General features: G+C 52.6%; 9 protein-coding genes. 4 read left to right on the top strand and 5 right to left on the bottom strand.

The window, feature by feature from the left end:
* Positions 1-163: 163 nt before the first annotated feature.
* The 3 genes from LA5095_RS28510 to LA5095_RS28500 all read right to left on the bottom strand — a co-directional run bounded on the left by LA5095_RS28510 (position 164) and on the right by LA5095_RS28500 (position 4,909).
* Positions 164-868 (bottom strand): SRPBCC family protein, encoded by a 705-nt coding sequence (locus LA5095_RS28510; RefSeq protein ID WP_055121204.1) that lies wholly within the window; start codon positions 866-868, stop codon positions 164-166.
* A gap of 194 nt (positions 869-1,062) precedes the next feature.
* Positions 1,063-3,306, bottom strand: coding sequence for an EAL domain-containing response regulator (locus LA5095_RS28505; RefSeq protein WP_055121203.1), 2,244 nt, complete (start codon positions 3,304-3,306; stop codon positions 1,063-1,065).
* A gap of 1 nt (position 3,307) precedes the next feature.
* On the bottom strand, positions 3,308-4,909 hold the full coding sequence (locus LA5095_RS28500) for a sensor histidine kinase (protein WP_208992901.1): 1,602 nt from the start codon (positions 4,907-4,909) through the stop codon (positions 3,308-3,310).
* Positions 4,910-5,464: 555 nt separating this feature from the next.
* Between LA5095_RS28500 and LA5095_RS28495 the strand changes: the two genes are divergently transcribed.
* Positions 5,465-6,214: a FadR/GntR family transcriptional regulator gene (locus tag LA5095_RS28495; RefSeq protein WP_055121201.1), complete on the top strand. Its 750-nt coding sequence runs from the start codon at positions 5,465-5,467 to the stop codon at positions 6,212-6,214.
* A 22-nt stretch (positions 6,215-6,236) separates the two neighbouring features.
* Here the strand turns inward: LA5095_RS28495 and LA5095_RS28490 are convergent, their stop codons facing one another.
* Positions 6,237-7,046, bottom strand: a complete 810-nt coding sequence (locus tag LA5095_RS28490; protein WP_055121200.1) for a hormone-sensitive lipase — start codon at positions 7,044-7,046, stop codon at positions 6,237-6,239.
* Positions 7,047-7,196: 150 nt separating this feature from the next.
* On the opposite strand from LA5095_RS28490, the gene LA5095_RS28485 reads away from it, so the two are divergent.
* The 3 genes from LA5095_RS28485 to LA5095_RS28475 all read left to right on the top strand — a co-directional run bounded on the left by LA5095_RS28485 (position 7,197) and on the right by LA5095_RS28475 (position 11,248).
* Positions 7,197-8,777, top strand: coding sequence for an acyl-CoA synthetase (locus LA5095_RS28485; protein WP_055121199.1), 1,581 nt, complete (start codon positions 7,197-7,199; stop codon positions 8,775-8,777).
* Complete coding sequence (locus tag LA5095_RS28480; protein ID WP_208992900.1) at positions 8,774-9,646, top strand: PPC domain-containing DNA-binding protein; 873 nt, start codon at positions 8,774-8,776, stop codon at positions 9,644-9,646. Before LA5095_RS28485 ends, LA5095_RS28480 begins: the two co-directional genes overlap by 4 nt.
* 261 nt (positions 9,647-9,907) lie before the next feature.
* On the top strand, positions 9,908-11,248 hold the full coding sequence (locus LA5095_RS28475; protein ID WP_055121197.1) for a globin-coupled sensor protein: 1,341 nt from the start codon (positions 9,908-9,910) through the stop codon (positions 11,246-11,248).
* 353 nt (positions 11,249-11,601) lie between these two features.
* On the opposite strand, the gene LA5095_RS28470 is transcribed toward LA5095_RS28475, so the two are convergent.
* Positions 11,602-12,357 (bottom strand): helix-turn-helix transcriptional regulator, encoded by a 756-nt coding sequence (locus tag LA5095_RS28470; protein WP_055121196.1) that lies wholly within the window; start codon positions 12,355-12,357, stop codon positions 11,602-11,604.

Here is a 12,357-nt window from a genome sequence, read left to right as displayed (position 1 = left end):
ACCGTCTTCCCGTTCAAGACCATCGATACCTTCGACATAAAATCCTCTCCCTAATGATACTGTCAGGACCAGATCCGAAATTCCGGCCCGGTCAATCTGGTTATTCGCGTCTCTTTCGTATCCCTTGGTGCCATTTTTCAAAGGCCGGTCACTGCAAATGATCTCAGCTTGCAAGCGCAAGCACGAGGATCAGCACGCCAAGCAGCGCTAGGCCCCACACCATCGGTCCGCCATATGCGTTGCGCCCCGCGGCAACCTCCAGGTTTTCTTCCGCCTTTTGCAACGACTCCTCGACCGCATGCTCGGCTTCCTCGATCGCATGCAGAACTTCACCGGGTGTCTCTTCAATCGCTATGCGCTTGGCTTCCTCGGCAACCCCGGCATCCAGTTCATCGTCGGCAGGTGGGCTCACCTCCGGTGCCCCCTGTCCCTCACCGACCCGCTCGGTGAACTTGGTGAAAAACTCGTCAGCCAGCTTTTTTGCAGTTGAATCGACCAACCGGCTACCAAGCTGCGCAAGCTTGCCGCCGACCTGAGCTTTCGCCTCATAGCTCAGAACTGTCTCAGCCCCTTCTTCCAACAGCCGGACTTGCGCCGATCCCTTGGCAAAACCGGCAACGCCGCCCTTGCCTTCTCCCCTGATCGTATAACTCTCGGGCGGGTTGAGATCCTCAAGCGTGACCGCTCCCTTGAACTTCGCCTTAACCGGCCCGATCTTCGTCGTCACCGCAGCATTCATTTCCGTCTCGGACGTCTTTTCCAAGCTCTCGCAACCAGGAATGCAGGCCTTCAGCACTTCAGGATCGTTGAGAGCCTCCCAGACGGCCTCTCGTTTTGCCGGTATTCGGTGGGAGCCGTTCATATCCATAGTGTTCCCCCTCAAATCGCGTGTTGTCGCGCTTGTCCGTAAAATCGATTTGGATCTATGAGAGCCTGCCTCGCCACAAATTTCAATCACTTATGTCCCGGTCACGAAAGAAAACCGGACAACCGGCAGTCGCACGGGGTTTGCGCACCGTTGTTGCAAGAAGATTTTGGAGCAAGGCGTATTCTTGTGCGATTTCAGCCGGCCGCAGCGCCCGGGACTACGGCAGTTTGAATAAAGGGGCCGAGCTCGGAACTCGGAAGAGGTTTGGCATAAAAATAACCCTGAAGAAAATCGCAGCGGAGTTCCTGCATTATTTGCCGCTGATCCGATGTTTCGACACCTTCGGCCGTGATACTCAGATCCAGCGCCTGCGCAACAGCGATTATCGACTTCACCACTGCCAGCGCATCCGCATCCTGCTCCATGTTCATGATGAAGCTTCTGTCGATCTTGATACCGTCGACGGGCAACTTGCGAAGATAACTGAAAGAAGAATATCCGGTCCCGAAGTCGTCGATCACCACCTTTGCGCCCTTGTTGCGCAGCCAGGTCAAAAGCGACATCGTTACCTGGTCGTTGCTGACGAACAGTCCCTCGGTGACTTCAAACACAAGCCGATCCAAGGTGAAGTTGGCAGCCGCAGCCGCATCCTCGATATCCTTGTAGATCCTGTTCGCCTGAACTTGTCTGGGGGACAGATTGACATTGAGCCTGACATGCTCCGAAACGCCGCTTAACTGACTGAATTCGGAAAAAGCGGTCTTGAACATCCAGGCACCGATTTCGATGATCAACCCGCTGGCCTCGGCCGCCTCGATCATTCGCGCTGTATTGAGGAAACTACCGGACTTTGTCCTGAAGCGCATCAAAGCTTCGAAGGAAGCGATGCTCTCGTCTGTCGCGTGCATTATCGGCTGATAGTTCAGAGAAAACTCGGTCTGGTTTCCAGAACCGGTCAGGAGCGATGCCAACCGCAATCTTTCAAACGCGGCCTCCTGCATAAGCGGGTGAAAAACGGCGTGGTTCGTCAATCCCTTTTGCCGGACATCGTTCAGTGCGATCGAAGCATACCTGACAGTTTCCTCAGCGCCCCTTTTTTCATCGTCAGCAGCGGCAAAACCCAAGCGTAATCTTAGCGTAATCTGATTTTCGTGGAGCGTGATCGGTTCCTGAAAGGCCTCTTCAACCCTGGCGACAACATCCTGTATCTTGTTTTCTTCACCACCCTTGAGAAGAATGAGAAATTCATCCTTTTCCTTTCGCGCGATCGTCAATGCATCGGGGAAAGTCTGGGATAGCCTGTGCCCGGTCCGCTTAAGCACGGCGCCGGCCTGTTCATCACCAATGCCGTCGACAATGACACGAAACCGTTGAATGTCCGAATGGACCACCAGGAGTGGGCGGCCATCACCAGCATGGCGCTGGAAGGCTTCAATGAAACCCGAGAAGGTCGACAGCCCGGTCATCCGGTCGACATAGGCCAGGTTCCGAATATGTTCGAGCAAACCGGTTTTTTCATAACCCAAAGCAACATTGGAGACGAAAAGCTGAACGACTTCAGACCCGATCCGCTCATCCAGTATGCCGAGGGGAAGTGCGACGTAGAGCGCTCCAGCCATTCCGTTCCTGGTTACCAACGGCAACGCCACGCCTTGAGCTGTCGAATGGGTTCCCTTGCTCTCAATACATTCCAGGATCGATTTTCGAACGAGATCTTCGCCGATGACCTCAAGAGGCAGGTCGACCTTGTCTTCAAATTCACCTGCAGCAGCAAGAACGCGCACCATTGAAATGTCAGCGGTTCCGTATTCGGGCATGGCTTCAAGGCCGCAAAGCAACCCATCAATCGGCTCACCGACGAGATCGGAAAAATGCTCAAGCACGGTTGACGCAAATTCGCTGAGGGCATTCTTTTCAACAATCGCGGAAAACTGGGTATTCAACTGCTTCAATTTCCGCCGGTTGTCCTCCAGCGACATGACGAGTTTGTATCCACGCAACGCCGTAACGATCGCCGTAATCAGTTTGGTTCGGGAAAGTTCGGCCTTTTCCGCGTAACCATCGATATCAAATTTCATGATCACGTCTGTTTGCGGAGCGTAGCCCGGTTGACCGGTTCTCAGGATAAGACGCGTAAAATTGTTTTTGAGCTCCGATCTGATCCAGCTGACAAGAGCAAGCCCTGCCGTGTCGCTCTCCATCACGACATCGATCAGCGCAACGGCAACATCGTCATGCTCCACAAGCAGCTGCCGCGCGTCCTGTGCGGACAAGGCATGCAAGAGATCGAAGGAACGGTCCTCGAATGAGCATCCGGCGACCGCAATCCTCGTCACTTCGTGCACATCGGGATCATCGTCAACAACGAGAATTTTCCAGGGGGTTTTCGTATCCCTCTTGTTATCGGGTTCGGAAGGCGCAAGGAAATCCATCACCATTTCAGTGCACCATCTCTCTCGTCGTTGATTTGTTGTGCAGCTGCACTTTGACTGGAAGCTCGATGACGAACTCTGTTCCGGATCCGACCTTGGAAGACACTGAGATTGATCCCTTTAGTGCTTCCGTCACGAGCTGGTAGCATATCGCCATTCCGAGTCCGGAGCCCCCTTTGCCAAATTTGGTTGTAAAAAAAGGCTCGAAAACTTTCTTCAGGTTTTTCTCCGGAATTCCGACCCCGTAGTCTTTGCAGGTAAACACGATCTTCTTGGTGTTGCCGTCACACCCATCATTGGCAATGAACGGCCTGACTTTCGAACAGAGTTTGATGACGCCCTCGCTGCGGCCTTCATATGCGTGCTTCATCGCGTTTTCAACGAGATTTGAAACAAGCTGGCTAACGGCGCCGGGATAACTTTCGATCACCTCGTCGGCATCCAGGTCGAGCTCGACTTTGAAGGCGGTTTTTTTCAAGGTTGGCTGAAGTGTTGCGAGCGTCTCGCGAACAATATGATCGAAATTGAACGACCGCATTTTCTCGCTTTGACGGTCAACTGCCACCTGCCTGAAGTTTCCGACGAGTTCCCTTGCCCGCCCGAGAGTCTTTTCAATAATGTTCGCGGTATCCGTAATTCTTTGAACTTCGCTTTCCAGCGTTTCCTTGCTGAGGCGCTGTTCATCAAGTTCGGTCCTGAGATAGTCGGTTGCATCCTTGATTGTCGTCGCAGCCATGAGCGCATTGCCCAGTGGTGTATTCAGCTCGTGCGAGACACCCGCAACCAACGCACCGAGCGCTGCAAGGTTGTCGGCCTGGATAAGCTCTTCCTGAACAAGTTTCAGTTGCTCTGTTCTATGTGCCACCAGATCTTCGAGGTTCGTCTGGTATTCCTGAATTTTCTGAAGGTCGAAGTGCCTGCGCTGCACCATTGACTGAAGGCTTGAAGCAAGTATTCCGATTTCGTCCGCTCTTCCCGGCATAAGTTGCGCATCAGGTGGCGCCTCGATCAGACGCGGGGTTGAGAGATATCCGACGATTGTCGACAGAGGTCGCCCGATCAGGCGGCGAAACACAGCCCGGATAACGACAGCCAGCAGTAAAAGATAGACAATGATCGCCGCAACGATGTAACCCACGGTCGACACGATTTCACGAGAGATCGTGCTCCGGTCGATCAGGATGAAGACCTGGCCGATTGCGTCCTTGTGCAAGATCGCACTTGGCGAATTCAAGGTGTAGCTCAGTGCCTCGCTGCGACGAATTCCTTCAACCGGTTCTCCGAAATTTCCGGTGTCAGGCGTCTCCACCCAGACCCGTTCCACGACTTCCAGACTTTCCAATCCCCGGATGAGTTGCAAAGTCGCATCCGCATTTACTGTCCAGATCGCCCTTTCAAAAGGACGTTTGGTTGCCTGAAAGAACGCTTCGGTCACGCGGATTGCCCGAGCGTGGGAGGCGTCCCAGGTTATTTTTGTCAAAATGGCAATGAAAACTATGCCCAGAACAGCGAAAAGGCCCAGTGTATAGAGAATAAACGTGCGGGACAGACTGACCCGCCCCATCTCCTTTGGAGCATATGGCAACGACGCGCTGTCGCTAACACTCAAGACATTCACTCCAGACCAGCGGAGAGAAACTCTCCGAAATTCGCCCCGAATCGTACCTGCCGCCATCTAGTTCGAGCAAATTGCGTCGCCTTTCCGGACAATCGATTTCATACGCCACCCGGGACGATTGATCAGCCCATGACGCAACACTTTTCTCAAGATGGCCAGTTCGATTTATTCGCCTCTACCCCTGAATACGCATCTTGCTCAGGTTTTCTAAATTTTCCATAAAAATCAATTGTAAATTGAACCAGTTCGACTCTGAAATTTATTGACGGAAAACTTGATACCAGCAGTGTTGCACCGAGATCGGCAAAGTATTTTTCCTCGAGTGAGCCACCAAGACGAAACCCGAATTTCGGAATGAATAATAGACGGATCCTTCCTGTTCGACAGATATTCCAAACAAGTCAAAAATGAAAACTAAGGATTTAGCAGCAGCATTTCAGGATTTGGCGGTAGGTTTTCGTTCAGATTTATTTTAGAATAGAAATGCTGTGATTTGGTCTGCCCTCCGTTTCCAAGGCCAATACTTGGAACTATCGAGCATGTATCATGATCGAAAGAGATCGACATTTTTTTGAATTACCGGACAAAATTCTGACTTCCCTGCCGACAGGTGCTGTAAAAGACACGGTTGAACAATTGGGGCGGCGAATAGTCCTTGGTTACTATCCCTTGGGAAACACGCTCCCGAAGGAGGAGGAACTTGTCGGTTCGCTGGGAGTTTCAAGAACCGTAATTCGCGAGGCCGTGAAGGTACTTTGCGGCAAGGGACTTGTGCGGACTGCGCGCAGGTATGGCTCGAGGGTCTGCCAATTCAGTGACTGGAACCTTCTGGATCCCGATGTAATCCGCTGGCACACACCCGAGTGTCCAATGACGGCAAGGATTTATGCCGAAGCAACCCAGCTGAGATTTATCTTCGAGCCCGAAGCAGCCGCACTGGCGGCGCTCAATGCAAGCCAAAGGCAAAGAGAAACAATTGTCGCCGCTGCCAGGAACCTTCACTCCAATGATGGTGCAAATGCCATGATCGGCGCCGACTATGCCTTTCATTCCACGATCCTGCAGGCGAGCGGCAGCCTGATGCTGGCGCATTTTCAAAACCTGATCCATGCGGTTCTGGTGTTGTCTTATGCAGCTGGCCGCAACGGGGTTCCCGAAGAAACACTCTCGCGGCAAAACCATATCAATGTTGCAAATGCGATATATGCTGCGAATGCCGAACAGGCCCGTGCCAAGATGCGCAACATGCTGATGTTGAACCAGGCAATCGCCGACAGGATAACAGCCGATACCTAGCGCGTTGGGTCGAAAACTGCGTTCACTCCCCGACCAATACGCTCATCAGTTCGCTCTCGGCGATTTGCAAGTCGTCAATAACATCAAAATGATGTTTTCCCGGTTCCTCGTGGTACATGACATCCGGCCAGGTCTGCGACAACAGGCGCGACTGCCGAACGAATTCCGGCCGCTCCAGCGAACCGACCCACGCAGTCACGCTGCAGTTCTTCTTCGGCTTTTTAAGCGCGGCACTTTCGGCAACCGCGTCATCTTCAGACAATCCAAACGAGAGGTTCATCTTTGTCTTTCTGAGCGGACGCAGATCGTGAAGACCACTGATCGAGACAACGGACTCAACCCGGTTGAGGACGGCATCGGAAAGCGGAGTATCGTCACAGACCATCCGGGTCACCAGATGCCCGCCGGCAGAATGGCCTGTCAGCCTTATCGGGCCGTTGACACGTTCCCCCGCGAGACAAATTGCAGAACCGATCTGTCGTGTGATGTCACTGATCCTCACGTCCGGTGAAAGGTCATAGCTGGGAAGGCAGACTGTCCAGCCATGTGCCAGTGCACCGCTTGCGTATTTCGACCAGTAGCTCTTGTCGAACTTCAGCCAGAACCCACCGTGGACGAAAACCACGAGCCCCTTGGAGGCTTGTGTGGGAAAGAAAAGGTCGAACTTCTGCCGGCTCGATCTTCCATAACCGATATCCAATTCCTTTGAGGCCCAGTTTTTTCTGAACGCGGCGGCACCGTCAGCCCATCTGGGCGGGAAATCTTCAGCTCCCTCGATATGTGCTGCATTGGCGTAAGCGTCGTCCCAATCGGTAACCAGGTTGTCCGTCATCAAGAAGCCTCGGCAAGGAAGTGGTTTTCCAAACATGTTTCATAAAGTGCGGGCGTTTAGAAATGCGGTGCAACGGGATGGCTTGTCAAATAATGCAAGAGCGGCCTAACGTCCCTGAACGGCAATCAGGAACAAGGGAATGACACTCGGATGACGGAACGCTGTTCCAATCGCGTAACCAATCTGGCGCACTATCTGACCAGAAACGCTGCCCGCTGGCCGGATCGACCGGCAATCATCTGGGAAGACCGGACATGGACCTGGAAGGATCTGGACCGTCGGGTCTCGGCACTTTGCCATTCGCTGCAGGAAGAATTTGAGGTCACGAAAGGTGATCGGATTCTCGTTCAGGCGCAAAATTCCAATCAGATGACCGAAATCATGCTCGCAGCCTTTCGATTGGGTGCGGTTTGGGTCCCTTGCAATTTTCGTCAAGCGCCCGGAGAAACGGCATTTGCCAGCAGGAAAGCACGAGCAAAAGTCTTTGTCTGTGACGCCGAATTCAAGGACCAGGCCAAGGCTGTGCAGGACGCACAGCCGGCTCTTTCCGGAACTGTCACTATCGGCGCGTCAACATTTGGCAGCTCTTATGAGGAGCTCATCGATCGTTTCCTCGGGAACCGGTTCAAGGACATTTCCGTCGACTATGACGACCCGTGCTGGCTGTTCTTTACATCCGGATCCACCGGCAGACCCAAGGCCGTTGTCCTGACCCACGGTCAGATCGGTTTCGTAACCGTGAACTATCTTGCAGACCTGCTTCCCGGTAGCAGCGAATTGGACGCTTCACTCGTCATTGCACCTCTTTCGCATGGCGCAGGGCTGCAACAGATCGCGCAATTGCCTGTCGGGTCCGCTCATGTCCTGATGCCGGGTGGAGGGTTCAGTCCGTCAAAAGCATTTGAATTGATAGAAAAGCATCGGATTTCCAACATGTTCACGGTTCCGACAATCGTGAAACGCCTGGTCGACGACCCGGCTGTCGACCGCTACGACCATTCCAGCCTGCGCCAAGTCATTTATGCCGGTGCACCAATGTACCGGGAAGACCAGAAACAGGCACTGAACAAACTCGGCGCCGTTCTGGTTCAGTATTATGGCCTTGGCGAAGTGACCGGAAACATCACTGTTTTGCGGGCGCAGGACCACTGCGCCGATGACGTGCCGCATGCACGAAGCGGAACATGCGGAACAGAGAGAACAGGGATCGAAATCAGTATTCAGGATGAGCAAGGAACAATCCTTCCGCCCGGCGAAACGGGAGAAGTCTGTGTCATCGGCGCGGCGGTGTGTTCCGGTTACCTGGAAGACGAGGCCGCGAACGCAAAGTCCTTTCGAGACGGCTGGTTTCGTACAGGTGACCTGGGCCACATGGACGAACAGCGGTATCTCTATCTGACCGGACGCGCTTCGGACATGTACATTTCCGGAGGATCCAACGTTTATCCGAAGGAAATCGAGGAAGTTCTGCTCACTCATCACGGTGTTTCGGAGGTTGCGATAATTGGAATTCCCGACCCACAATGGGGCGAAGTCGGGTTGGCGGTCTGTGTCGCGAATGTCGAACTGCAAACTCTGGAGGCTGAACTTGCCGAGTTTCTGACCGGCAAGGTCGCCCGCTACAAGATGCCGGCCAGGTATCTCTTTGTCGACGCGATGCCGACCAGTGCTTACGGCAAAGTTACCAAGAAGCTCGTCCGGGAGCATTTGACCGAACAGGGGCTGATATGAGGCGCCCTGCACCGAAAAAACTGAGTGACATACAACATCCCGGCCCCAGATGCCCGGACAGGTTACCCTACAGACTGGGCAGGGCGGACAAGGTTTCGTTTAGACCTCCCGAAAACGTCCCTCTCTTGAGAGCCATATCGGATTGGATTGAAACAAGGGACTTTCATTCAGCCGTTCTGGATCTTTCCGGACTGTCACTCGAATCATTTCGATATGTGATGCCTGACCGGGCGGTCGATAGCAGACATGCAGCCTGGTACAGCGATACCAGATCATCTGAAGGTGCGAGACTGAAAGAAGCAGTCGCAATCGTCGGACGAAAGGAAGGTGACTGGTTCGCTCATATTCACGCCTTTTGGAATGATGGTGGCGTTGGTCACCTCGGTCATCTTTTGCCGGACAGTCTGATACTCAAAAAAGGTACGGAAATCAGCGGCTACGGCATCAAAGGCGCCGCCTTTGTTGCAGCGCCCGACCCTGAAACTGAGTTTACGCTTTTCAGGGTCAGGGGCGTTGAGAGTAGCGAAGAGGAAATCGTTCCGAACGCGCTCATTTCGACGTTGGCTCCATTCGAAGACCTGACTGTGAGTATCCTGAAACTGTCTGAAAACCTGAACACAAGATCCATAGAAGTTCTCGGCCTTGGCAGTCTCGCCGGAGCGGCTTTTGAGGACGCAGCGCCAATGAAGGGTTTGATTTCAGAAATATTGCTTCAACCGACATGCAGAGTACAAGCCGACAACAAGTGCGCAATCCCGATACGCTGTGTTGACCTGGATGGACGGCTTCATCAGGGGAAATTGCAGGCAGGCGAAGCTCCGACACTTGTGACCTGCGAACTCCTATTGATTGAAAGCAAGCAAAATTGAAACAGCAGTCCGCCAAGTAATATACGCAATGAAAACACATGAAATTTACCCACTTACTGCACATACGCATACGCAACAACCAATCAGAGTAAGTATTACAACGTAGCAATTGTAAGTTTTAACAAGAAGAAACTTACGACCTTTTCTTCACTGAAAGACCTGATTGTTCCCTGATCATCGTCAGCATCGAAGTCATTCCAGCTTCAAACTGGAAATGTGTGGCTTGCAGTCGGCGTATGTCACAAGATTGGGATTGTCAGTATGACTCAGGACGTTGAAGTTTTTGATTGTCGCCTACGCTTTGCGCAAGTGGACGAAACTGTCATTTTGGGGCTCCAGTCTCTTTGGCCGGTCATCGAAAATGACCTTGATTGCATACTGACCGATTTCTACGATCATCTGCTGCAGTATTCAGAATTGGCGACAATGATCGGAGAGCAGCAAGGCAGGCTGGAAACCGCCCAGAAAGCACATTGGGAAAAGCTGTTTTTACAAGGCTTTGATGATGACTATGTAGCCAGTATCAACCGGATCGGTCGCGTACACAGCCGGATCGGCCTGGAACCCAGATGGTACATCGCAGGGTACAAATTCGTTCTCGTCAGACTGCAGGAACTGGTCGTCCGGAAGTTCCGTTTCTCGCCCGGCAAACTGTCACGCGCGCTGTCTCATGTAACGACAGCCGTGCTTCTGGATCTGGACATGGCCATCTCGACCTATCAGGCGATTCTCATGGAGGCACAGGAAACCAGAACACGCGAACTCGATGATGCCATCGAGACATTCCAGGCGTCGGTCGAAGAACCCCTGGCAAATATCGGCATCAGAGCCGGTACGGTCGCTCAGGACGCGGGGCAGCTCCTGCAGGTCTGCGGATCCGCGAAATCCGAAACCGGATCAGCAACCGCTATATCGGAAGAAACCGGTATCAACGTCCAGACAGTAGCCTCCGCAACGGAAGAACTTTCAGCTTCAATACTGGAGATATCCAAACAGGTGACCGGTGCCTCGCAAATCGCAAACCAGGCGCGCACGAATGCCGAGAGCACAAGCGGAGAAGTGGAAAGTCTCTCCGGGGCTGCCCAGAAAATTGGAGACGTGATTGGGCTTATTCAAGCAATTGCAGAACAAACCAATCTGTTGGCACTCAATGCAACCATAGAGGCTGCAAGAGCCGGTGACGCAGGAAAAGGGTTTGCGGTCGTCGCTGCGGAGGTAAAGGAACTCGCGACACAGACGTCCAGGGCAACCGAAGAAATCAGCCACCAGGTAGCGGAAATTCAGGGCGCCACAACAAACGCGGTCTCCTCGATCGGAACCATCGCCAATGTTGTAAGACAACTCGACGAAATGACGGCGTCAATTGCCGCCGCGGTCGAAGAACAAGGTGCGGCAACTGGCGAAATCTCCGCAAGCGTACAAACCGTTGCCGACGGCACGAACGTTCTTACAGGAAACATTTCCGGTGTCCTTCAGGCTATCGATTCCGCAGACGATACAAGCAACACCTTTTTGACAGCCGCACAGGAGATGGAGCAGAGCGTCGAGACGATATCGTCGGAGATAACTGGCTTCTTCAACTCGGTCAGACAAATCCGCTGACACCCGACCGACGGGAACGTATCGCACTGATCCTGATTGATAGCATCTGACATATCACTCCACAGACAACAGCCAACTGTTCACAAAACTATGTGTCCGCAAATGAACACAGAAATGAAATACACCATCGAAAAAGTAATATTTTATGATTTCTCTGAAACATCAAATAGAATCATAAATAAATCATATTTAATCGAAAAATTTTTACAATGTAATTCTGAGTAGTTTAGCTAAAAATTTATTTGTCATCTGCTTGAAAATCTCCGTTTGGGCGAAGTAAATACCGGCCCTGCAAATCGGGTTGCAAATTTCGAGGGGGGGGGTCACAGCAATCCTGCGCACATCGCAGCAAACTATCGCAGATTGATGTTTGCATGAGAAATCAGCCCCAATTCGTACGCAATCGCAATCATCTGAGCTTTGTTTTGAGCGTGCAGCTTTCTGCTGAGCGAAGCGAGGTAGCCTGCGACCGTTGATTCGGCAACACCCAGGATAACTGCACATTCGGCGGAGGTTTTGCCCCTTGCAGACCACACCAGGCACTCCATTTCCCTGGCACTGAGGACAGTTTTGTCTCCAAGTTCGCTGATCAGCGCATACAAGCGGGAAAACGCGTAGAGGCCCATCATGTGCAACAGCGCACCTTCGCTAGGGGAAGGTAGTGAACGTGTCCCGGAAAACCCTATCGCTCCTCGCCTTCCGGTCTTGTCGTGACAAGGAACGTAAAAATGGCGCGGCATTTTATGCTCCAGGAACAGGCTGATGGTGGCACTTTGCTCGTCCATTGGCCGCTGAACGCCCCCTTCTTCGAGGTCCACCACGATCGGGGTATGTTTCCTTCGCAATCCGTCGATGATTGGACTGTTTTCCAGCAGACCCAAACGATCATATTGGGCAACCAGGCTCCGCGGCCAATTGGATGCAATGAAGCTGGGGCGAATAAATTTCTCGGTAACCTGAGGAACGTTCAGTGCAACGTAATGATCAAACTGAAATTCCTGAGCGATCAGTTTCAATTTCCTGTAAAGCTCGGACGGGGTTTGCAATTCGTTTATCGACGAATAGAAATCGACAACAGATTCGAGTTGCGAATGAGTTGCTTCGGTCAA

This window comes from Roseibium album, assembly GCF_001404515.1.
GTDB lineage: Bacteria > Pseudomonadota > Alphaproteobacteria > Rhizobiales > Stappiaceae > Roseibium > Roseibium album.
The sequence above is the reverse complement of the archived record's forward strand: the minus strand, read 5'-3'. Positions and strand labels throughout refer to the sequence as shown.

What these genes read in the sequence shown, in the direction of transcription:
- LA5095_RS28510 (WP_055121204.1), bottom strand. Translation starts at nt 868, where the DNA reads ATGGATATGAACGGCTCCCACCGAATACCGGCAAAACGAGAGGCCGTC.
- LA5095_RS28505 (WP_055121203.1), bottom strand. Translation starts at nt 3,306, where the DNA reads ATGGTGATGGATTTCCTTGCGCCTTCCGAACCCGATAACAAGAGGGAT.
- LA5095_RS28495 (WP_055121201.1), top strand. Translation starts at nt 5,465, where the DNA reads ATGATCGAAAGAGATCGACATTTTTTTGAATTACCGGACAAAATTCTG.
- LA5095_RS28490 (WP_055121200.1), bottom strand. Translation starts at nt 7,046, where the DNA reads ATGACGGACAACCTGGTTACCGATTGGGACGACGCTTACGCCAATGCA.
- LA5095_RS28485 (WP_055121199.1), top strand. Translation starts at nt 7,197, where the DNA reads ATGACGGAACGCTGTTCCAATCGCGTAACCAATCTGGCGCACTATCTG.
- LA5095_RS28480 (WP_208992900.1), top strand. Translation starts at nt 8,774, where the DNA reads ATGAGGCGCCCTGCACCGAAAAAACTGAGTGACATACAACATCCCGGC.
- LA5095_RS28475 (WP_055121197.1), top strand. Translation starts at nt 9,908, where the DNA reads ATGACTCAGGACGTTGAAGTTTTTGATTGTCGCCTACGCTTTGCGCAA.